The following is a 23185-nucleotide window of genomic DNA, read 5'->3' on the forward strand; positions in this document are numbered from 1 at the left end:
TGGAAAACGGCTTTTTTCATTTGGAATGTGTAACTGTTTCGTATGAACTCTGTATAAATGGGAATAACAAATAGAAAGGAGTGTTTTTCATGAGAAAAATGAATCTTTTCGTCTTTTTGTTAATAGCTGTTCTTCTGTTTTCAGGATGTTCGAAAAAACAGCCGACTACTCTTGATAATTCGGGATCAACCAATGGCACAGTCGGTGAAGAGGTAGTCAAAGAAAGTGAAAAAGAGGGAGAAATTTCATTGACCGATTTTTTCCTTCCGGATGGTTCAAATGCGCATTATCAGGGTGATGGGAATGAATTCGCCGAACTGGACATTGAAGTGGCAAGGCCATTTGAGGATTACGTTGTAATTCATGAAAATAATGGTGGTTCCCTCGTTAGATACATTTATAAAATCGAACCTGACAAAGTAAGTATTTTAGAAAAAAAGACAGTCGAGTTAGTAGATGATTTCCCTACCCAAGAAGAGTTGGATGAAATGAAGGCAACTGGAATCTATCTTAAAAAGCCAATTGAAAAAGGGGCGGTTTTCGATACATGGACAGTTATTGAAACGGACACAACCCTCGACACCCCGTATAAGAAGTTCGACCACGTATTCGTAATTGAAATGAAGACGGATGAATTCACTAACCGTAAATATTTTGCAGAAGGTATAGGAGAAATTAAACGCGAGGCCATTATGCATTTAGAAGACGGTGACTTCCCCGTCACTTCAACGATTCAAACAATCGATGAATAGGATGAGTTCATATGAGGTTCACGCTATCTCTCTTATTGACTTATATCAGAAGTGAGTGAATAAAATAACAGACAGAAAAAAAGAGGCGTCCGCAGTAAGGGCGCCTCTTTTGTGAATGCCGTGTTAGATTTTAACGACGCTAGCAGCTTGGAGTCCACGGTTGCCTTCGACAACTTCAAACTCAACTTGCTGTCCTTCGTCCAATGATTTGAATCCTTCTCCCTCGATTGCCGAGAAATGGACAAACACGTCATCCTCGCCTTCAACTTCGATAAATCCGAAGCCTTTTTCAGCGTTGAACCATTTTACAGTACCTTGTTTCATAATGATTACCTCCGGCTAAAAAAATATTAATACATGAAAATTATTTTGAAATAAAAATTCACATATTAGAAAAAGTACCGACAACGCCGATCACTTTTTGTAATATGTGAATACGTGTCTTCCGTCTAACCAATTTCAGTTGTTACTGATAGTATAGCATAGAAATTAACTTTTTCAACACAAAATACAAAATACTCCAATTATTCCCTCGTAATAAAGTTCCTGGGCTTGCCATCTTTCATTAAGATAATGCCATGATACAGTTGTAGATCCTCATCGCAACCATCACAGAAGTTTATTTCATCCTCAGACCAGAATGCGTAAAAACAGTCCTTTTTCACGGCTTCATGTTTATGTTTTTTGCGTAATTCAGCAATCAATTTTTCAAAATGTAACACAGCTGAATTTACGTCGTCAAATGAGTGGCGTGAACGGATTGTGTCTTCCCATTCATCAAACATCCACCACGGTTCGTAATCTGCTTTCATATATATAACTTCAAACATATAATTACCTCCCTATGTTACTCCCAGGTGAATGTCCTCCATTTTAACAAACTCCCCTCTGAAGTCCAAGTTAATTGCTTTCAAGTTTAAATTCAAATGGTAGGTGTACATTGCATTTATCGGTTATAATTGAACTACTGACATGAAACTTTATTCGTTTTGAAACGTATAAAAGTATAAGGTCAAAGGAGGTCTGAACATATCATGAAAGAAATACAACAATTTTTCACAAGACACTTCATCACCGCACCGATCAGCTTTGGGTCTTGGCTATTCTTCGTTCTGGGGATTGGCATGAATATTTTCGCGGCTACTGGCCTGTTGGTAGCCATCTACCTAGGTGGAACCTTCACACTGAAACAGATTCAACTTTCGTCCAACTTAAAAAAACTCGGGATGTCCCGTTCTGAATATAATCATATAAAAGAACAACTCTCCGGTGCAAAATCGAAAGTGCGACAACTTAACAGTCTCTATGGACAGGTTAGATCCGTCCAAGCATTCAAGCAACTGCATGAAATGAATAATCTTTCCAGAAGAATCCTTGGCATTGTTCGCACAAATCCAAAAAAATTTTACTATGCAGAAAAATTTTTCTATGCTCATCTCGATTCCGCGGTTGAACTGACTTCGAAATATGCTTTGCTTGTCAATCAGCCATTAAAAGACAAAGAGCTTCGCATTGCCCTGCAAAATACACGTGAAACGCTAAATGATGTAAACAAACAACTTGAACAAGACTTAAAGGACGTACTATCATCTGATATCGAACAGCTTCAAATGGAAATTGATTTTGTTGATATTTCGATGAATGCTAAAAAACCGTTGCTTGAAATGGAAGGAGATACAAACAATGACCGAAAATAATCCTAAAAAAACCATTGATGATTTACTTGATAGTCCTTTCGATTTTCAAGAGCCGCTGCTTCCCGAGGAAATGCAGACGAATAAGAAAGAGGCCGGCACAAGCCTCAAACTGATTGATCGTCTCTCGAGCGAGGAAAGGGAAAAAGCGAAGATGCTTGCAGAACAGATTCCCGTTGGCAACTATGAGGCAATTATCACTTACGGAGCTAGTGCACAAGGCGAGCTCTCAAAGTTCTCCGGCCAAATGCTCGATCATGTCCAGAGTAAAGATATCGGACCTGTAGGTGATGTATTGAAGGATCTGATGAATAAACTCTCCGAAATCGATCCTGACGATTTATCAGATAAGAAAAAATCAGGTCTTAGCAGATTATTTAATAAAGCTACGCGATCCGTACAGGAAATGATGACAAAATACCAGAAACTTAGTACCCAAATCGATCGGATCGGCATCCAACTCGAGCATTCGAAACGTGGTCTTTTGGATGACGTCCAAATGCTCGATAATTTATACGAGCAAAATAAAACGTATTTCCAAGCGCTCAATATCTTTATAGCCGCAGCTGAATTAAAGCAGGAAGAACTAGCCAATGAAATCATCCCGAGAATGAGAAAAGAAGCCGAATTATCGAATGATCAAATGGCCTTTCAAGAAGTGAATGATATGGCGCAGTTTCTTGATAGGCTTGAAAAACGATTGTATGATTTACAATTATCGCGCCAAATCACTATTCAAAGTGCACCGCAAATCCGAATGATCCAACAGACAAACCAGACACTTGCCGAAAAAATACAGTCTTCAATTATGACTTCCATACCCCTCTGGAAAAACCAGATTGCAATTGCGCTGACGTTAAACCGACAAATGAAAGCGGTCGAGTCTCAGAAATTAGTAACAAAAACAACAAATGACCTGTTATTGAAAAACTCGGAAATGCTAAAAATCAACTCCATTGAAACGGCGAAAGAAAATGAACGCGGAATCATTGAAATTGATACGCTGAAAAAGACGCAAGAAAACTTGATTCAAACAATTGAAGAAACGCTTCTGATTCAAGCAGATGGCCGAGCAAAACGGAAAGCCGCCGAAGTAGAAATCGGACGCATGGAAGAAGAATTAAAACACCGTCTACTTGCCGTTCACGAAAAAACACAAAACCGTCCCAACTAAGGGCGGTTTTGTGTTTTTTAAGGACCATAAGTTAAAGTATTGATTACGGTTTGTAAAATTGTTTGAACATAGAAGTAGCTATCATCAATAAAACCAGGAAAAAGCAACAAAGGCGCCTTTCTTGTGTTAGCCGAGCACGTATTATTGGGAATCCCGATTACAGTTCTTGTAAGGCGCGCTTTTTCACTGGAAGCAATTACTAGATATTCCGAATAACTATAGCAAGTAATTTCCTCAATATCCGTAAGGTCTGATCAGTGAAACTATCCACCGAATTGGAAGAAGCGGTTTTATTCCCAAACATCATTGAAAAAAGTGCTTTTTGATCATCCGTAGGCTCTTCGGTAGATAGGAATAAATGAATAATGGAAATCCCTTTCTTTTCGGTTTCCATCACCGCTTCCGCCGTATCGAGGATACCGTTCCGATCGTAGCCGAATGCTGAAGGCTCTCCGTCCGAAAACACCAACAGAAATTTATGTTTCTCCTGTCTGGCACTAAGTTGGTCGGCCATCCATCTAATTGCGAACCCATCACGGTTGTCTTCGTTAGCGTCAAACGATAATATTGAAAGACCGTTATCCTTATTCCTATCCGTAAACGTATGCATCAGACCAAAAATATTGGGTTGCACTTCTTGTGTTGCATGGTTTGCATCTTCATAATAAGATGCAATTTCATGGCTGACACTAAGTTTTCGGAGTACATCATGGAATAACAGCACTGCTTGTTTCGTTTCGTCCAATTTGTCAAGCATTGAGGCAGAACCGTCTACGAGCAATCCGAACACCGCATCCAGATTCACGGAAGGTACATTTTTCCGATAAAATGGTTTGGGCCGTTCATCTATGACCATCGTCGTCAATTTAGTGGATAGTCGACCTTTTGCAAGACGCTCCCTCTTTGAATCCTGTTTCAAATCAATGCGTTTTTTCATTTCTTCAACAAAGGAACGGACATATGGTTTTTGTTCTTCTCTCCAAACCATCAGTTTTTTACGGTTTTCATGTTCATCCATAACTTCTATCCGTTGTTCTTCAAATATAACATTTAAATGCTCTTTTCCGAACATCGTTCCCGCTTTCAACTTTCGATTATGCTTGTCTGTTTTGTCACCCGTGTCATCCATCCAACGGTCCTTGTCATTCCCTACCGAATCACCGGAACCTGATTCTTCGATTACAACGTCTTCATTGCCCGGGGTTGCATCGCTAGCATCACTTTTCCCTGAACGTCCATGTTCAAGTTCGAATTCCAGGTGGACACCTTGTTCACTTTCGCTTTCACGATGCCAAGACCGAAATACTTCTTCAATTGTTTCTTTTGGTCCTTCCTCACCTTTTTCTGCATCAGAAATCCCATCATGGTAATGAAAGATCGTATTTTCCTCCGTAATTGAATCTCCTGCTGAATAATACTGATGAACAAGATCCTTTTCGAACGACCTTTCAATGATTTCGATAATCCTGTCTGCGATGTATGTGCTGTCATCCGTACTTCTTGAATCGTAGGCATTTTGCAGGATCGATGAAATAAGACCGTAATCAAGGGGGTCCCAGTCAATAGAGGTTTTTGCAAACATGCCTTCGTGTAAGGTAATGAATAGTTGGTTCATCATAGCATCTGCGAGGAGACTTTTCTGCATATTAGTGGATAGAGCATCATGATGGAAGTGGACATAGGCTTCTCTTCTAATTTCAAAGGCAGAGGCCGTTCCAGGTCTTTCTTTTGTAATAGCATCAATTAATCGGAATTCTTCCAGCATCAATACTAATTCTGAAGCGAACTTTCGAAGTGGATGCATACTGTTTTTTCGAGTATATTGAATCCATGAATTGACACTAAAGCGCTTCCAATAACCTGCCGTCAATAAATAAATATCCGATAACCGTCCAGCATGAATCACCTCTTCTGCCCTATGACGCCAAAAAACACTCATTGAAATAATTCCCTCTTTTGGTCGGAACTCGAGGAGTTTACGTTCCGTCAATTCAAGATAAGGTGCATCCGCCAATGCCCGGCTTAATCGTTCATATAGCAAAAGTGTCTTGGCATCGACCGTTTCATCATTGAATTGAATGAATCGATTCACCTTAACCATATTAATCGCCTCATTTCACCCAAGTATCAACCAGTTCCATGACAAGTCTGCGCTCGATTGTATCATCCAATTTCTCAGCTATTGCGTATTGGATTGCACGTTTCACTGGTATATGTTCTGCCAGACCCATTGCATCGAGTAAACTTCTCACGGATGCGGCTTCGTCAGATAATAATCCATTCATTACTTGTTTCTTCAAATCGTTACTGATATGCAGAAATACCTCAACAAGCTGTTTTGAAGCGTTCGGATTTGTATCTATCATGACTGATTCCAATTGTTCCCCCGTCAGGTACGGTACTGTGAAAGAGACGAACCTGTTTTTCAAGGCTTCATTCATCGGGGATGTTCCCACGTACCCTTCGTTGATAGCCGAAATAACCGTGAAATCTTCATGGCCAAAAATAACTTCACCTGTGAAAGGATTCGTCAGCATACGTCGGTGATCCAATACACTATGAAGTATCGGCAACGTTTCGGGTCGCGCCATATTGATTTCATCGATATATAAAATATGTCCTTTTTTCATCGCTTGGACTACTGGACCTTCGACAAATTCAATAACTGTCTCCCCGTCTTTGCTAATAATCGTTTTGAAGCCAAGGAGTGCTTCGGCATCTAAATCGACCGAACAATTTATGCTTTGCATCGGCTGATTGAAGTAATGTGATATCGTTTGCGCCAACTTCGTTTTACCTGAACCCGAAGGGCCTTTCAATAATACTGGCTTTTTCAAAACAGCACTAATGAGAACATCCTCCCATAAATACGGATCAGGAGAAACATATCCGCCTTCTTGTATTAACCGTACCGCTTCGGAATCATGTGTTTTAGTTGAACGAAGCTCTTGTTCTTTTTCTACTATCGGATTCATAAGCTTTCCTCCTATTAAAAGCCCGCACACCAACGAGTGGGGTGCGGGCTTACGTTCATTCAAAATACGTCTTGTAATAGCCTCCGACTTTCCCGGAATTATCGAGAATGAAAATGAACTCATCTGTTTCGTTTTTCACTTCATACTTTTTACCCGGTGTCAGAACATTGTTCACTACATACTTTTCAGCGTCTGCATGTTTACAGACGACAGTTCGAATTGCAGGTGCGGTAATCCATTCCTTGAATGTCATAGCCAATCACGCCTTTCCAGTGGGATGAATAAGGAAAAATCGACCCGCTAACAAAAACGGGCCGATTAACTACCTATTTTTATGAATTAAGATCCTAGAAGCAGATCTTCCGGATTTTCAATCAATTCTTTTACCATTTTCAAGAAGCCAACTGAGTCTTTACCATCGATTACGCGGTGGTCATAAGAAAGAGCTACATACATCATAGGACGGATTTCGACATTATCTCCAACCGCAATCGGTCGTTTCTGGATTGTATGCATGCCTAGGATTCCGACTTGTGTCCCATTCATGATTGGTGTTGACATTAGTGAACCGAAGACTCCACCGTTTGTTATTGTGAATGAGCCGCCTGTCATATCCGCAATCGTAAGTTTGTTGTCGCGTGCTTTTTTTGCAAGCTCGACAATAGAGCCTTCGATTTCCGCGAAGTTTTTACGGTCAGCATCTAACACGTTAGGAACAACTAATCCACCATCTGTTGAGATAGCGACACCGATATCGTAGAAGTTCTTAAGAATAATTTCATCGCCATCGATTTCTGCGTTGACGTATGGATATTTCTTAAGTGCAGCAACGACAGCTTTTGTGAAGAATGACATAAATCCTAGACGAACATCGTTTTGCTCGAAGAATTGGTCTTTCTTACGTGAACGAAGTGCCATAACATTTGTCATGTCGATTTCGTTGAACGTTGTAAGCATAGCAGTAGATTGTTTTACTTCAAGTAAACGTTTTGCGATTGTTTGACGACGGCGTGTCATTTTTTCGCGAGTTACACGTCCATCATCCTCTGCAACAGGTGCTTTCGGAGCAGAAGCAGGTGCTGCTGCTACAGGCTGTGCTTTCGGAGCCGTTCCGTGAGCTTCTACGTCTTGAACACGAACGCGACCCATCGGATCAACTGGCGATATTGCTGCAAGGTCAATGCCTTTTTCACGAGCCAATTTACGTGCTGCAGGGCTTGCAATAGTACGATCTGATCCGTTTGCATCTTCAGTTGTTGCAGGAGCAACCGGTGCTGCTTCCACTTTTTGAACAGTTTCTGTCGCCGGTGCAGATGGTGCCGCCGTTGGTGCGCCTGATCCCGAACCAACAATAGCAATGACTTGGCCTACTTGTACTGTATCGCCTTCTCCTGCAAGATGCTCTTGTACGACACCTGCTTCTTCCGAAATGATTTCGACGTTAACTTTATCAGTTTCAAGTTCAACGATGAATTCACCTTTTTCAACGCTATCTCCGGGTTGTTTCAACCATTGTGCAACCGTTCCTTCTGTAATCGATTCTGCAAGTTCTGGTACTATGATTTCTGCCACAATAATTTCCTCCTCTAGTCTACCGTTAAAACGGTGTAAACAATCAATATTTCATATGTTGATTAAATTAAATAATATTACTTTTTCAATGCTTCATCGAGGATACGGTTTTGCTCAATCTTGTGGGATTCCCCGTCGCCTTCGGATGGGCTTGAACGATGAATGCGTCCCACATAGGATACTTTTTTACCATCAGCAATTTCACGGATATAATTATTTGCAAAGTGCCATGATCCCATATTCTTCGGTTCTTCTTGTACCCAGACCAGGTCTTTTGCATTCGGATAACGTGAAATGATATCACTGATTTTGTCAGCTGGGAACGGATAGAGCTGTTCTACACGGACGATATGCAAATGATCGAAGCCTTTACCATCTTTCACTCGTTCAGCGAGATCAATTGCCACTTTTCCGCTTGCGAACAAAATTTTCTCGACTTTGTCGGTCATCTTGCCTGTTCCCGGTTGTTCAAGTACCGTTTGGAAATGTCCCTCTGTCAGATCGTTGACATCAGCACCTACGAGCGGGTGACGTAGAAGTGATTTCGGCGATACGATTACTAGCGGACGCATTGATTTTTCACCAAGCATTTTTGCTTGTCTGCGGAGAATGTGGAAATAGTTTGCCGCACTGGAAAGGTTTGCGACCGTCCAGTTATTTTCTGCACAAAGTTGCAAGTAACGTTCAAGCCTTGCGCTTGAGTGTTCAGGTCCTTGTCCTTCATATGCATGTGGCAGCAGCAAGACGAGTCCAGACTGCTGGCCCCATTTCGAGTAACTTGCCGAAACGAACTGATCGAACATTACTTGTGCCATATTTGAAAAGTCACCATATTGCGCTTCCCATATAGATAACACGTTTTGGTCTTCCAAGTTATAGCCAAATTCATACCCGACAATAGCTGCCTCCGTCAAAGGGCTGTTATAAGCAACAAATGAAGCTTTTGATCCGCTAATATGGTGAAGAGGAACGAGCTCGTCCCCAGTTTTCTCATCATGAAGAACGACATGACGGTGCGCGAATGTACCGCGCTGGACGTCCTGGCCAGTCATGCGAATTGGATTGCCGTCTTGAAGGATGGCACCGAATGCAAGCGTTTCGGCATGTGCCCAATCAATTTTCCCTTTCCCATTGAAAGGTTCTTCACGGCGCTTCAGAATTTTGCCCAGTTTCCCGAATACATTGAAGTTTTCAGGATACGAAAGTAACTCTTCGTTCATGCGGCGGAGATTAGCTTCATCCGTGCCAGTTTCAAGGTCTCTTGGATACCCAGCAAGTACTTCTTCGGGTGTTGCGTTTGAAATCAGTGTTTTTTGTGTAGTCTCGTCTTTTACTCTGTCGTATGCTGCCTGCATCGTTGCAAAAACAGATGAATCGAGTTTTGTCACATCTTCCTCTGTCAAGATGTTTGCAGACGCTAGTTCGGAACCGTAGAGTTCACGGACTGTAGGATGTTCATGGATTGAATGGTACATAACCGGATTCGTAACGAGAGGCTCGTCCATTTCGTTGTGACCATATCGACGATAGCCTAGGAGGTCAATCAAAATATCCTTGCTGAACTTCTGGCGGTACTCGAATGCAAATGATGCTGCTGCAATCACCGATTCAGGGCTATCTGCGTTTACGTGCAGTACAGGAACTTCATATCCTTTTGCAGGATCGGAAGAATAGTGTGTAGATCTGGAATCATAATATTCTGTCGTGAAACCAATCATATTGTTTGCGATGACGTGGATGGAACCGCCTGTTTTGAATCCGCGTACTCGGCTGTAGTTGAAGGATTCAGGAACAATTCCTTGTCCAGGGAATGCCGCATCTCCATGGATAAGCACTGCGTAAGCGGCGTCTGGATCTTGGACAGGAATACCGGGATTATCCGTGTTTTCTTGTGCAGCCCGTGTTTGCCCTGTAACGACCGGGTTGACGACTTCCAAGTGGGACGGGTTATAAGCAAGGAAACGCTGCATGCCCGATTCGCCTTTATATAGAGCACCCATGTGGTATTTTACATCGCCGAACCAGCCGCGTGTCGTTTCAAGTGAACCGTCGTCAGGAAGGAACGGATCTTCGGGAACACCCGCGAATTGCGCAAACATCATTTCATATGGTTTATTTAGAATATGTGTTAGTACATTTAAGCGGCCGCGGTGAGCCATCCCAATCAATACTTTTTTCATTTTTTGTTCTTCGGATAGACGTACGAGTTCATCAAGGAAGACGACTAGTGTATCAAGACCTTCAATTGAAAATCGTTTTGCCCCCACGAACGTACGGTGTATGAATTTCTCGAATCCTTCAATTTTCGTAAGTCGTTCAAGAAGCGCTTTTTTCTCATCCGCGGATAGTGTAGTGGAAACATTTCCGTCCTCGATTTTCGATTGTATCCAGTTTCGTTCTTCTTCATCAATGACGTGATCAAACTCATACGCGATTTTACCTGTATACAAGGACTTCAAGTAGTTCACTGCTTCAAGTCCGTTTTCTACACTAGCTGGAACTTTTTTAAAGAAAAGTGAAGCTGGCATTGCCTTCAAATCACTTTCTGAAAGTCCATAAGTGGAAAGCTCTAGACGTGTTGAGTCTTTTGGACGATCACTGAGCGGATAGATATCTGCTGCAAGATGTCCGTATGTACGGATGGCAGTCTGCAACTGATAAGCGGATAATACTTTACCAAAGTCGCCAGGAGTTACAGCTCCGACCGCCCTGTCCTGTTCATTCACATTCATTTCAGGCGCACCAAAACGGCTGAACAACTCAGCTAGCTCAGCATCTACAGAATCAGGTGACGTTTTGAAAAGTTCATACATTTCCATTACATACCCAAGGTTCGGACCCGAAAAAGCAGCATACGGGGAACGATGGGCGTCAACATTGTTCGACATGTAAAATGACCTCCACATTTGCCAATAGGCATATTGTGTTTATATTTTAATCCTTGTTAATTTTACCACGCAAACACTTTAACTGAAAGGGTTTAGCGTTATCTCATTAACTTTATTACCGTGAACTACAATACACCGGATTTACATTCCTTGCAACTAGTCAAGATGTTTAATGAAGAATGATTGAATTTCCATTCAAACTATTTCCTGTGCGACAAGATCATTTCAACCATTTCTTCCGGTATTTTAGGAGTCGCAACTTTTTTCATATTCCCCATCAAGTTATCTTTCTCTTCTATGAAAGAGATGAATTCTTCCGATAACGGACGAAGCCCTACGTCCTCTTCTTTCAACACCTGCGCAAGCCCGAGAGATTCAAAATAAGAGGCATTCAAAATCTGATCCCCCCTGCTTTTTGCGGCGGATAGCGGAATTAGCAGCATTGGTTTATATAGCGCCAGCAATTCAAAGATTGCATTCGACCCTGCTCTAGAAACGGCAAAATCGGACGCCGCTAATAAGTCTGGCAGACCGTCCGTCACGTATTCGAATTGTGTATAGCCAGAAGTATGTTCAAGAGTTTCATCAAGGTTCCCTTTCCCGCACAGATGGATTATATCAAACTTCGACAAAATTCGAGATAAGTCTTTCCGAACGGCTTCGTTAAGTACGGCAGAACCTTGACTGCCCCCCATAATGATCAGAACGGGTTTTTCTCCTGACAAACCCGCAATACGCAGACCTTCCTTCCGTACACCATTGAACAATTCCGGTCTGATGATTGCTCCCGAACATGTCGCTTTCCCACCCGGCACATAATTTAGCGTCTGTTCGAACACTGTAAAGATATGATTGGAAAAGGGCAATGCCATTTTGTTCGCAAGCCCCGGTGTCACATCAGATTCGTGGATAACGACAGGCACTTTCGTCATTTTTGCTGCTAGTACGACAGGGACTGAAACGAATCCGCCCTTTGAGAATATGATTTCAGGTTTAATCTTCCGAATGATCGCCAGTGCCTGAATAAGACCTGCTCCGACGCGGAACGGATCTGTGAAATTTTTCATGGAAAAATAACGACGCAGTTTACCGCTTTGAATGGCATGATACACCACCTCGGGGTGGCCATCACCAATTAACTCTTTTTCGATGCCATCGTGAGAACCTATGTAATGAATTTCATATCCTTTTTCACTAAATACAGGGATAAGGGCCTCATTCACGGACACGTGTCCTGCCGTGCCGCCCCCTGTTAATAATATGACCGGTCTTTTCACAGCCATTCACCTCCTCTAAACTGACAAATATCTTATAACTTCACTAATACCCCAAAGCCATTATAGCAAACGAAGCATGGTACAATGGTGTTTAATTGAAGAATAAAGGGTGATTTATTTGGAAACAGTAGTTCCGCTCAAGAAAAAACCGTTCAAATTAGCGAAAATTGTCATGCCAATTCTCGTTACACAAGTCGCACTCTACATGATGACATTTTTCGATATTCTAATGACTGGACGCTATGACACATACCATCTTGCCGGTGTCACAATCGGGTCTTCTTTCTGGGTTCCGGTCTATACAGGGCTTGCAGGAATTCTAATGGGGCTTACACCAATCATAGCCCAGTATGTAGGGGCGCGCCACCGGGAGGAAGTCAGACCTTCCGTCCAGCAGGGTCTTTACGTGTCGGTTGTGCTAGCCGCAATCGTTTTTACCATCATTCGTTATGCAGTAGCACCCATCCTGGAATCAATGTCGCTAGAAACTGAAGTACGTATTGTTGCAGCGGCTTATTTGAAAGGGATGAGCCTCGGTCTTCTCCCATTGTTCGCGTATACAGTGCTTCGGTCTTTTTTTGATGCACTTGGAGCGACACGGGTTTCGATGTTCATTATTCTATTATCCGCTCCTATCAATATCTTCATAAATTATTTGCTCATATATGGGAATTGGGGATTTCCTGAACTCGGCGGTGCTGGGGCTGGCTATGCATCCGGCATAACATATTGGCTCGTTTTCCTCATTGCTTGTTCTGTCGCATGGAAGCGTAAGCCGTTTAACGAGTTCATGCTTTTCAAAGGATGGGAGAAGATTTCTTTCAAAAGATGGAAAGGCATTTTATTCATCGGTGTCCCCATTGGTATTTCAATATTTGTGGAGACGAGTATCTTTTCCGCCGTCACACTGATGATGAGTAACTATTCGACCGCGGTTATTTCGGCACACCAGATTGCACTTAACTTCACATCACTCTTGTATATGCTGCCGCTTAGCATTTCAATGGGTGCGACAATACTCGTCGGTCAAGCCGTCGGTGCCGGACAGATGCGCGATGCCAAACAATACAGTTTTCTTAGTGTCGGGCTCGCCATCGTATTCAGTTTTGTCTCGATTGCTATTCTCCTCGTGTACAGGGCACCAATCGCTTCCCTTTATACGACAGATGGACAGATTATTGGACTGGCAACACAGTTCTTCATCTATGCAGCGCTGTTCCAATTATCGGACGCGATACAAGCTCCTGTCCAGGGTGCATTACGAGGTTATAAAGACGTGAATATGACGTTCATCATGGCAATCGTTTCTTATTGGGTGCTCGGTTTGCCAATCGGATATGTGATGGCGACGTTCACTAATCTTGGTCCGTATGGCTACTGGGTTGGACTCATTGCTGGGTTAACTGTTGGTGCGATTACACTTACCATACGCCTGCACCATATTCAAAAAAAGCGTTTCAGTTAACAATGAAACCCGCGATGCATATATGCTCGCGGGTTTTATTATATTTCAATTCAGTATGCCTGTCCGTGAAATCTCCGCCTCAACCTTTACATTTATTTCAAGCTCTGAAAACGTGTCATGCCAGTTCCCTTTGTTCCATAAGCGGGGATGAAATGCGCGAACCGATCTGCCAAAACCAACGGCATCACTTTTAGCTTCTTGCAATTTCTTGGTCACTTTGTTGAAATCCTTTGTTAGTTCCTTCGACAGGAATCCCTCAATTTCTTTCCTGTTTTTTTCATTATCCAAATGATCATACGGAAATTCCTCAATATTGAATTTCATTTTATAAGTTGCATTTATTTTGCCATCCTGAATGTCCCATTTTTTTTTGTACCTGGCAAGTTCGACTGTCAGCGGATACGGTTCGCCTTCTTTTTTCCATATATATGTGAACATCGAATACTTACCAGGTTTCTTTTGAAGAACCTGGACGATTATAGATTCCTCCTTATCCAATGTGCGACCAGTATAAGCTTTATCACTGAATAATGCTAAACCCGAAATTTTAGGGATACCCGTCTTTTCATCCATTTTAATGAAAGGCAATGCCAGGTCAATTGCATCGTCATTTATTATTCCAGCAACGTTCTGGATATCAATGTCTGGAAGGACAGAGAACTCTATGTCAGTTTTTAAAATGTCCTTATAGAAATCAGGTAATTCTATATCCATATTTTCTGTTTTTTCAATATATGGAGTAATATCCCCTTCTACGATTGCAACTCTAGAACTCAGCCTGGTACGCGGCGTTCTGAAAATAGCATCAAAAGTCTGATTGATATTTAACTTCGCAGTCTCTTCGGTAAGAAGCATTACTTGTAATTGAGATAAGTCAAGAGTTTCACTCGCCTTACTATTTGCATTAAGTCGGGTATCTCTAACGGATAAACCATTTCCTTCAACAGTTGAAAAACTGATGGATTCATTGGATATTACGGAGAAAGAGTAGTGTCCAGTAAATTTTTCGGATTCCCGTTCAATACCAACCAGCGGGACGATTGAAACTTCCTTGTATAATTGTTCATCCCAACACCCCACCAATAGGAAGGAACATGCGATGAATATGGGGACTATTTTCTTCATTTCTTCTTCCTCCTACTGCCAATGATGACGATGAATGGGATGAGTACGGAAAATAGGAGATGCACATAAATGACTACATCATTCAGTATTTCAATATACTTTTTTGATAAAAAGAATAAAGGCAAGAAAACAAGCAAAACGTGCCAAATTATTGTATCCCTTTTCTGATGCTCGTTCGCATGAAGTCGATGGACATACAAGGCGGAAAAAGAAAGGATTGTAACAGTAACAATGCTCCATATCATCCAAATGTACAGAAAAAACAAGTCGATACGCTCTACGAATGTCAATTCCTGGGATTTCAAAATGTAAAGTAGTGGCTCCGGAATTGCTTGTATACCCGCGAGAGTAAAATATAACAGTGTAATCAAGACTGAAAAAAAGAAGAATGAAAACCATAACATTTGGTAGACGAATAACGGAAAACCTTTTATTTCTTCTTTTACATCGACATGTTTTCTGAAAAACAAATATAATTCAATCCCTATGAAAGCAACCTGTGCCTTTAGAAGACCTATGAGCCATTCTTTTTCAGTCGATTCTCCTATCGGAAAAATGTTCGTCCATGTAAGATCATCCCAAGCAAACTGTAGGAAGATAACGAAAATGAAGATGAGCGGGATAAGTATGACAGATAAATTGATAATTGTTTCCGCTCTGCTCAAATTTGCGTAGAGCGAGACACTAACAAGAGCCGCTAGGACGATAAATTGAGGCGTTTTCGGGAATCCCCAGACTGCAAGTGTATAGTCGATGTATGCAAGATAGGTTACTGCAATAAAAAGCCAGTATCCTTTATACAACCACCCGACGAAAGGGCCGATTGTAAACCTCTGGTAATACCGTTCATAAAAAAGTAACAGCAAGTAGTGAAGGACTCCAGCAACGAGAAATATTAACCATGCATCCCTACCGGTAGCAGTAATGAATGGTGATGGAAAAGAAAAGAATGAAGATCCTGACTGCATAATGAAAAGAAGCAGGAAGAACTGTATTCTCGATAACCTGAAATTCAAGTTTTTCCACCGCCCTTCCGCTTGTTCCCTCCGTGAGTAAATGTCTGTTGCTGCTTATGATTTTTATAAAATGGAATCCTGAAGAATATATTTTTAAATCGTGTAGGGTCAAAGGGAATGACCGGTGACAAATAGGGTTGTTTTAGTGAAGATTGATTCAGCATATGGATAAATAGGATAAGTGTCGCAATTGCGATGCCGAAAAAACCGAAAAGAGTTGCAGCAAGCATTAGAGGATATCTGATAATTCGTATTGTCGTGTTCATTTCAAGATTCGGCACAACATAACTTGCAATTGCGGTCATCGCCACGACGATCACCATCAAGTTCGATACAAGTCCAGCGGTAACGATTGCATCTCCAATAACAAGCCCTCCTACAATACCGATTGTAGGTCCAACCGGTGCAGGTAGCCGGATTGTCGCCTCCCGGATGATTTCTATGAAAATTTCCACAATAAGGGCTTCGACAATTGGCCTGTACGGAATATCTTGTACAGCAATTTTAACTTTTTTACTTAGTTCAAACGGCAATATCTCCGAATGGAAACCTACTACCGCTATATAAAACGCAGGCAAGAAAATAGCTAACATGAAACAAAACAACCTGAGAACACGAAAGAATGATCCGACATATACACGTCCATTAAAATCGTCCGGCGATTCGAAAAACGTAAAGAATGTAACCGGTGCAACAAGCACTGCAGGTGATTGGTCGGTGAAAATGGCTATTCTGCCTTCCAGCAAATTCGCGACAACACGATCAGGCCTTTCTGTGTTAAGGAACTGGGGGAAAGGAGACCAAACCGAATCCTCCAAATAATCCTCTATTTGTCCAATGCTGTATATTTTAGGTGTATCTATATTTTCTAGACGATTTTTAACGTCTTCCACAACTTCTTTATCAGCAATCGACTCGATATATACATATGTGACTTTCGTATTCGTCTCTTTCCCAAGTCGTAAGTCTTTTATGACTAAATCGGGAATCGCAAGATGTTTACGAAGAAGAGAAATATTTTTGTCTGTGCTTTCGACGAACCCTTCATGTGAACCACGAATAACAAATTCATTGGTTGGTTCAGACGTAGATCGTACTTCATAAGATGGTATCGTAATTGTCATTATTAGATTCGATGCAGGGAAATAAACCGCTACAAAACCGTTCGAGACACTATCGACTAATTTCTGCACCGAAAATGCTTCTACGCTAGATGCGGCGGTCCCTCCCCAATCGGTAAGCCCATCCATCGCGCGTTTCCGAATAATATCGATTTGTTTGTTGACTTCCCCACTTTCCGTCATCGTATTAAAAAAGCAGACGATGCCGACCCCATCTTTCCAAGTGACTTCCCGTACGCTAAGATCCGTCGAATCATGGAATAATTTTTTAATGTATAAAATCAAACTGGCATTCGACTTCACTTCATCCATCACATTCACCTCTTTGAAGAGTATGCGCAATGCAAAAATGTTTTAAACTTTTTCGGATAGCGTAAGATAGAAGTAAACCCATAATTTGTTTACATAATATTATTATCGAAATTAAACTCAAATACGTCTTGACTATTAAATATGAAATTCTATTCAAAAAAGAGTCATCCTCTGTACCGGAATGATTCCGGTACAAAGGATGACTCCATAATTGTATTACTTTTGAATGAACTGTTGTGTCCAGTAGTTTCCGTTACTGTCATAACCGATACCGATGTGAGTGAATCCAGGCGTTAAAATGTTTTGTCTGTGGCCTGGTGATTCCATCCATCCTTTTACGACTTCTTCAGCTGAACGTTGACCCATTGCGATGTTCTCTGCTGCTGATTTGTACGTAACGCCATTTGCTTTCATTTGGTCAAACGGTGATCCGTACGTAGGGCTTGTATGCGAGAAATAATTTTTCGAAGCCATATCAGCAGACTTTTGACGTGCTGAATTCATCAAGTTGCGATCCGTTTGTAGTGGTTGAAGACCTGCCTTTTGTCTCTCAACATTCGTTAAGTCAAGAACTGCTTTTTCAATAGCAGAAATAGAACTATCTTGCGCTGTCCCTGCAGGTTTAACCGGTGCTACTTCAGCAGGTTGTGCTGGAGCCGGAGTTGCTTCTGGCTTCTGCGCTGGCTTTGTCGGTGCAGGTTTTTCAACCGGCTTAGCTGTAGCTGGCTTCTTCACTGGATTGACTGGAGCCGGTTTTTCTAGCTGCTTTTCAGGGGTTGGTACAGCAACCTCTGTGTTTAGTGCATAGGATTTCGTTAACTTGTAAAGCTCTTCGAAATCAATATTTTTTCCAAGTATAGTGTTGTAGAAGTGGGATTGTTGGCCCCCCCATATATAGTGTTGAACATACTGTACTTTCTGCACCTGTACATTATTGTCTGAATATGAAGCTTCTACACTATTGTTGTTCGGCAGTAAGAGCGCCGAACCGAGCATGAGTACTGCAATCGATTTTTTCATCTCATTACTCCTCCCTTCGCAAACTATCATAACGCGTGGGAGATTGAGAATATCGGATTATACTTCCAGTTTCTCCAATTCTTTAATAGATACCCTAGCAAAGGACATCACAATCTAGGAGATTGGATAAGTTTGGTCGCTCGCCCTTACTTTTCATCTAAATAGGGGTTGACGTGCTCGAAATTCAACTTTTCGATTCCTTCCCCAATGATAACGAGACGGGGTTCCATCGCGACGTATTCGGGCATCCAATTCACCATTCCATATGCATATTGAAACAAGAAGGGATTTTTAAAGCCACTGATTGGAACATAACCTTTTATTCTATATACAGTATCTGGGAGGGATTTTACCCAGTTCTCGAACTCATCTTTATTAACGCTATCGGAAAATGTATGAAGTTTCGAAGACAGCGGTAAACTTTTTCCGGAAATAATTTGTTCATTGCTTACTTTTTTGGATGAATGTAGAACCTTTTCAATGAAGGAAAAGGCAACTTTCCCACCCGTCGTCTGTATAATTGGAGCGGAATTATTGAAATTGGATAGTTCAAACGTCACAGTCGCGTTTTCTTCATCTGTTAGAAGATCTACCTTGTTCGCTAGCAATAAATGAGCATGGCGGATTTGTTCCATGAATAAAGCGCGTATTTGCGGGGATAGTTTATCCCGTTCCAGCCAGCGTTTTGAGTCAGCGACTGTTACAATCCCTTTTATGTTGAGACGATCCGCGAATATGGGAGAATGGATGGCATCAAGTGCTTCTACAGGATGAGCGGCACCCGTCGTTTCTATCAAGATGACATCAATATCATCATTTTCTTCAAGTAGCCCTTGTAGCTGCGCTTCCGTTTTTTCAGATCCAGTGCAACAGATACAACCGTCAAGTAGTTCTTTGAGAGGAATATTCCCTTCTCCTTCAACCGAAGTGGAATCGAAAGGTAATGCCCCAAATTCATTCATCAACACTGCAGGTTTTTTTCCTTGTTCTTTCAATTGCGAGATTGTATGCAATAACAACGATGTTTTCCCACTGCCAAGAAAACCGCTAAATAAGTAAACATCAATCATATGTATCCCTCTTTCCTATTCATTTAACTGGAAAAGTCGCAGCGGACTGCCAATGCATGCCGCAATAGACTAGACATATGAAAAGCGTCCGGCCGGATTAGGACTGGACGCTTTTTAATCATTTTTCTACTTTTTCTAGCAAAACTTCTTTTGCTTTCATCAGCTGTGGATCGTCTTCTTGGATTTTCGTCCGAAGTTTCTCCATTAGACCATATGTTGTATCTCCTTTGAGGATACCGTTTATGTCCAGTGAAAGATCCTTTTGAAGATTTTTGACAGCCAGTTCTGTACGTGCATCGAATAGCCCATCTATCTCACCAGGTTCATATCCTACGGCTTCAAGCATTTCCTCGGCAGCTTTAATAGATGGAGAAAGCATGCCTTCCTTCATTTCCATTGCTGAATCGAGAAATGGAAGCATTGCATATGAGGGATATGGAACCTTGATATCGGGTTCAATACCCTTTTTATGGATCCAGTTGCCATCGGGTGTTAGCCATTTTGCTGTTGTCAGCTTTAAGTTTGAGCCATCCGCAAGATCTTTCGGTGTTTGAACAGTTCCTTTACCGAACGTTTTTACACCAATAAGAGGGATTTTAGCAGATTCTTTCATTGCAGCAGCGAGTATTTCCGATGCCGATGCACTGCCGTCATCTATAACGAGAGCAACAGGGATTTTGACTTTTCTATTTCCGGAAGCTTTATAAATCTCCGGCGCTATTCCTTTTCCTGCAAATTGGAATAAATTCTTTCCATTTTCCACAAAAAGATCAGAAATATCGATAGCTGTGTCAAGTCTGCCGCCTGGATTTTGACGAACATCGACCACTAATCCTTTCATACCTGCAACTTCCATCTCGTCAAGAGCAGCTAGTAGTTCGTCATATGTCCCTTCAGAGAAGCTCGTAATATGAATATGAGCGATTCCGTCGTCAAGCATTTCTGCATAAACCGTCTCTATCGGAATGACATCTCGTTTGATTTTCACATCGACCGGATCAACTGCTTCACCGCGTCGAATGGATAATGTGACGGTGGTCCCTTTTTCACCCCGAATCAGTAGGACAGCTTCAGAAGAAGACATACCTTGAATACTTTTACCGTCGACAGCGATGATTGTATCATTCGGTAAGATGCCTGCCCGTTCAGCAGGTGAATTTTTTATCGGAGAAACGACGTTTATATATCCGTTTTGCTCTTGGATTTCAGCGCCGATGCCTTCGAAACTTGACGAAATACTTTCGCTCAGTTGCTGAGCTTCCTGTTGATTCAAGTAATCGGAATATGGATCACCGAGGGCTTCAATCATACCGTTGATGGCGCCGTCAATGACTGCCGTTTCATCGATATCTTCGTAATAGTCTGCTTCCATTTGATCGTATGCGTCATACAATTTTTCGAAAGCTTTCCGGTCTTTCGACGCTTGCTTTTGGGGACTGACGACTTCCACTACCTTGTCCTCACCGGTAGTCAATACAAAAAATGTTATGGCGGCAGTGGCCAGTACGAGTCCGAAAACAACCATTACGAAAGAAAATAGTTTCAATTTAATATATCGTTTTGCCGGAGGTTGACGATGTGGCTCATTATTTTGACCATGGTCTGTATTCTCTTCCATCCCATTCCCCACTCTCTACTCTTTCTATAGCTAACTATTCAACCTAGTCACAGAGACCAGGCGTTAATCCATTTCTAAAAAAAAGGACCGCTGTATAGCGGGCGGTCCCTCGTCACAATTAATCTTGGATTGCAGCTTCCAATGCCACTTCAATCATATCGTTGAAAGTTGTTTGACGCTCTTCCGATGAAGTTGCTTCACCTGTGAGGATATGATCGCTTACAGTCAGGATAGCGAGTGCTTGACGACCGAATTTAGCAGCAAGCGTATACAATGCAGCAGCTTCCATTTCAACCGCAAGGACGCCATATTGAGCCCATTTTTCATGTTGTGCAAATTCATTATAGAAGACGTCTTCAGTAAATACATTACCGACTTTCAAGTCAAGCCCTTTCTTAAGTCCTGCATTATAGGATTTCAAAAGAAGGTCGAAGTCTGCAGTCGGTGCATAAGTAACGCCGTTGAAAATGATTTCGTTCATTTTGGAATCTGTCGAGGCACTTTGTGCTAGGATGACGTCACGGACATGAACATCTTTCTGAATCGCACCGCATGTCCCGACACGGATTAGTTTCTGAACGTCATATTCCTGCATCAGTTCCGTTACATAAATGGAAATCGAGGGAACGCCCATGCCTGTCCCTTGGACTGAAATACGTTTACCTTTATATGTTCCTGTATAACCGAACATATTACGGACTTCGTTGTACTGTGTGACATCTTGCAAAAATGTTTCAGCGATGTATTTTGCACGGAGCGGATCTCCAGGGAGCAAAATTGTATCGGCGATGTCACCTTTTTTTGCGTTAATATGTATACTCATATTGAATAGCCTCGCTTTCAAATTTTCTTTTTTAATCATACATTCAACCATTCCAATATGCAATGATGAAGCAGTTAACTTTATAAGAATCGGTCTTCATATAACATGTATAGCTCGTCGAAAATGACGGATGGCATTTCCGCATCCGCTTTTTCTTCAATATAGCGTGATAATGTATCGAAAGCTTTTTCTTCTTTTGGAAAACTGTAATCTTTGAACATGGCTTCCGCAAAAACAGCTTTCATATCACCTTTACCCCCACCGCGGAATGAGAGGGCAAATCGATAGAAGGATCGATCCATCCGTTCAACTCCTTTCCCTGTTGGCAGCTTTAGAATTGCTTCAAATACTCTCCGTAACCTTCATCCTCAAGTCGGTCGACGGGAACAAAACGAAGTGCGGCGGAATTAATGCAGTAGCGTAATCCGTCCTCACCTGGACCGTCCGGAAATACATGACCGAGATGTGAATCAGCTGTCTTACTGCGGACTTCTATTCGTCGCATACCGTGGGTTGTATCCATTTTCTCCAAAACTTCCGCTGTTTCAATCGGTTTCGTAAAACTTGGCCAGCCGCAACCTGCATCATATTTATCCTTTGAACTGAATAGAGGTTTTCCTGAAACGATATCGACATAGATTCCCTCATCATAATGACTATCATATTCATTACGGAATGGTGCTTCGGTTCCGTTCTCCTGTGTGACATGATATTGTATGTCCGTTAATTTATTTTTCAAATTTCCTTTCATACTTCTTCACCCCAGTTTTCAGTTTTGAACTGCACCCTGCCGGAGCCAATCGCGTATCTATTGTAGTGAGCAGGATTTTTCATATAATAGTTTTGATGTCCTTCCTCAGCCCGATAAAATGTCTTAGCGGGCAGGATTTCCGTTGCTACCGGTTTCTCGAACTTCCTGGATGCATCCAGTTCTGCTTTTGTTTTTTCAGCGAGCTGTTGTTGTTCGGGAGTATGATAAAAAATCGCTGTCTGATAGGATTCACCCCGATCAAAAAATTGACCTCCCGAATCAGTTGGATCGATTTGTCTCCAAAAGATGTCGAGCAATTCACTGTAGGAAATGATTTCATCATCAAACGTGATTTGAATTGCTTCGCGATGTCCCGTCGTATTCGTACAGACAAGTTCATAAGATGGATTTTCGATATCGCCGCCGGTATAACCAGAAACGACGGATGAAACTCCATCAAATCGATCAAACGGTTTCACCATACACCAAAAACAACCTCCTGCAAATGTCGCTAATGATTTCGTCATGGTCA

Annotated in this window: 22 protein-coding genes; 4 read left to right on the forward strand and 18 right to left on the reverse strand. The window is 41.8% G+C overall.

Translation table 11 applies throughout. The annotated features are described in order from the left end of the window. Positions 1–89 precede the first annotated feature (89 nt). On the forward strand, positions 90–752 hold the full coding sequence (locus HDC33_RS07365; RefSeq protein ID WP_179391821.1) for a hypothetical protein: 663 nt from the start codon (positions 90–92) through the stop codon (positions 750–752). 123 nt (positions 753–875) lie between these two features. On the opposite strand, the gene HDC33_RS07370 is transcribed toward HDC33_RS07365, so the two are convergent. Both HDC33_RS07370 and HDC33_RS07375 read right to left on the reverse strand, forming a co-directional pair. Further along, a complete protein-coding gene (locus HDC33_RS07370) occupies positions 876–1076 on the reverse strand; it encodes a cold-shock protein (RefSeq protein ID WP_179391822.1) in 201 nt (66 codons plus the stop codon). A 200-nt stretch (positions 1077–1276) separates the two neighbouring features. After that, a complete protein-coding gene (locus tag HDC33_RS07375; protein ID WP_179391823.1) occupies positions 1277–1582 on the reverse strand; it encodes a DUF1033 family protein in 306 nt (101 codons plus the stop codon). A gap of 204 nt (positions 1583–1786) precedes the next feature. Here HDC33_RS07375 and HDC33_RS07380 point away from each other — a divergent pair, with 204 nt between their 5' ends. After that, the gene (locus HDC33_RS07380) at positions 1787–2449 is read left to right on the forward strand and encodes a 5-bromo-4-chloroindolyl phosphate hydrolysis family protein (protein WP_179391824.1); all 663 of its coding nucleotides are present in this window, start codon (positions 1787–1789) and stop codon (positions 2447–2449) included. After that, on the forward strand, positions 2436–3620 hold the full coding sequence (locus HDC33_RS07385) for a toxic anion resistance protein (RefSeq protein ID WP_179391825.1): 1185 nt from the start codon (positions 2436–2438) through the stop codon (positions 3618–3620). The genes HDC33_RS07380 and HDC33_RS07385 overlap by 14 nt, the downstream gene beginning before the upstream one ends. Positions 3621–3819: 199 nt before the next feature. Here HDC33_RS07385 and HDC33_RS07390 read toward each other — a convergent pair whose 3' ends face one another. The 6 genes from HDC33_RS07390 to HDC33_RS07415 form a co-directional block, all read right to left on the reverse strand. After that, positions 3820–5721, reverse strand: a complete 1902-nt coding sequence (locus HDC33_RS07390) for a hypothetical protein (protein ID WP_179391826.1) — start codon at positions 5719–5721, stop codon at positions 3820–3822. A gap of 10 nt (positions 5722–5731) precedes the next feature. Further along, positions 5732–6595 (reverse strand): ATP-binding protein, encoded by an 864-nt coding sequence (locus HDC33_RS07395; RefSeq protein ID WP_179391827.1) that lies wholly within the window; start codon positions 6593–6595, stop codon positions 5732–5734. Positions 6596–6650: 55 nt separating this feature from the next. Further along, positions 6651–6848 (reverse strand): DUF6501 family protein, encoded by a 198-nt coding sequence (locus HDC33_RS07400; RefSeq protein WP_179391828.1) that lies wholly within the window; start codon positions 6846–6848, stop codon positions 6651–6653. An 86-nt stretch (positions 6849–6934) separates the two neighbouring features. Further along, positions 6935–8167, reverse strand: a complete 1233-nt coding sequence (gene odhB, locus HDC33_RS07405) for a 2-oxoglutarate dehydrogenase complex dihydrolipoyllysine-residue succinyltransferase (protein WP_179391829.1) — start codon at positions 8165–8167, stop codon at positions 6935–6937. Positions 8168–8244: 77 nt separating this feature from the next. Further along, a complete protein-coding gene (locus tag HDC33_RS07410; RefSeq protein ID WP_179391830.1) occupies positions 8245–11055 on the reverse strand; it encodes a 2-oxoglutarate dehydrogenase E1 component in 2811 nt (936 codons plus the stop codon). Positions 11056–11255: 200 nt separating this feature from the next. Continuing rightward, on the reverse strand, positions 11256–12332 hold the full coding sequence (locus tag HDC33_RS07415; RefSeq protein WP_370457419.1) for an undecaprenyldiphospho-muramoylpentapeptide beta-N-acetylglucosaminyltransferase: 1077 nt from the start codon (positions 12330–12332) through the stop codon (positions 11256–11258). Positions 12333–12450: 118 nt separating this feature from the next. On the opposite strand from HDC33_RS07415, the gene HDC33_RS07420 reads away from it, so the two are divergent. Beyond that, positions 12451–13797 carry an MATE family efflux transporter gene (locus HDC33_RS07420; RefSeq protein WP_370457420.1) on the forward strand — a complete coding sequence of 449 codons (1347 nt, stop codon included), beginning with the start codon at positions 12451–12453 and terminating at the stop codon, positions 13795–13797. A gap of 45 nt (positions 13798–13842) precedes the next feature. Here HDC33_RS07420 and HDC33_RS07425 read toward each other — a convergent pair whose 3' ends face one another. The 10 genes from HDC33_RS07425 to msrA all read right to left on the reverse strand — a co-directional run bounded on the left by HDC33_RS07425 (position 13843) and on the right by msrA (position 23180). After that, positions 13843–14922, reverse strand: coding sequence for a Ger(x)C family spore germination protein (locus HDC33_RS07425; protein WP_179391832.1), 1080 nt, complete (start codon positions 14920–14922; stop codon positions 13843–13845). Then, the gene (locus HDC33_RS07430) at positions 14919–15938 is read right to left on the reverse strand and encodes a GerAB/ArcD/ProY family transporter (protein WP_179391833.1); all 1020 of its coding nucleotides are present in this window, start codon (positions 15936–15938) and stop codon (positions 14919–14921) included. Before HDC33_RS07430 ends, HDC33_RS07425 begins: the two co-directional genes overlap by 4 nt. Beyond that, entirely contained in the window at positions 15935–17371 is a 1437-nt protein-coding gene (locus HDC33_RS07435; RefSeq protein ID WP_179391834.1) for a spore germination protein, read from the reverse strand. The genes HDC33_RS07430 and HDC33_RS07435 overlap by 4 nt, the downstream gene beginning before the upstream one ends. Before the next feature lie 216 nt (positions 17372–17587). Next, positions 17588–18391 carry a CAP domain-containing protein gene (locus HDC33_RS07440; RefSeq protein ID WP_179391835.1) on the reverse strand — a complete coding sequence of 268 codons (804 nt, stop codon included), beginning with the start codon at positions 18389–18391 and terminating at the stop codon, positions 17588–17590. A 146-nt stretch (positions 18392–18537) separates the two neighbouring features. Beyond that, positions 18538–19461 (reverse strand): CobW family GTP-binding protein, encoded by a 924-nt coding sequence (locus HDC33_RS07445; RefSeq protein ID WP_179391836.1) that lies wholly within the window; start codon positions 19459–19461, stop codon positions 18538–18540. 118 nt (positions 19462–19579) lie between these two features. Continuing rightward, on the reverse strand, positions 19580–21079 hold the full coding sequence (locus HDC33_RS07450; protein ID WP_179391837.1) for a lmo1851 family serine protease: 1500 nt from the start codon (positions 21077–21079) through the stop codon (positions 19580–19582). A gap of 118 nt (positions 21080–21197) precedes the next feature. Then, the gene (deoD, locus tag HDC33_RS07455; RefSeq protein WP_179391838.1) at positions 21198–21902 is read right to left on the reverse strand and encodes a purine-nucleoside phosphorylase; all 705 of its coding nucleotides are present in this window, start codon (positions 21900–21902) and stop codon (positions 21198–21200) included. Positions 21903–21982: 80 nt separating this feature from the next. Continuing rightward, positions 21983–22204: a YozE family protein gene (locus HDC33_RS07460; protein ID WP_179391839.1), complete on the reverse strand. Its 222-nt coding sequence runs from the start codon at positions 22202–22204 to the stop codon at positions 21983–21985. A 29-nt stretch (positions 22205–22233) separates the two neighbouring features. Continuing rightward, positions 22234–22653 (reverse strand): peptide-methionine (R)-S-oxide reductase MsrB, encoded by a 420-nt coding sequence (gene msrB / locus HDC33_RS07465; RefSeq protein ID WP_179391840.1) that lies wholly within the window; start codon positions 22651–22653, stop codon positions 22234–22236. After that, positions 22650–23180: a peptide-methionine (S)-S-oxide reductase MsrA gene (gene msrA, locus HDC33_RS07470; protein ID WP_179391841.1), complete on the reverse strand. Its 531-nt coding sequence runs from the start codon at positions 23178–23180 to the stop codon at positions 22650–22652. The genes msrB and msrA overlap by 4 nt, the downstream gene beginning before the upstream one ends. Between the last annotated feature and the right edge of the window lie 5 nt (positions 23181–23185).

Origin of the sequence: Sporosarcina sp. JAI121, from assembly GCF_013408665.1 — a bacterium.
Classification (GTDB): domain Bacteria; phylum Bacillota; class Bacilli; order Bacillales_A; family Planococcaceae; genus Sporosarcina.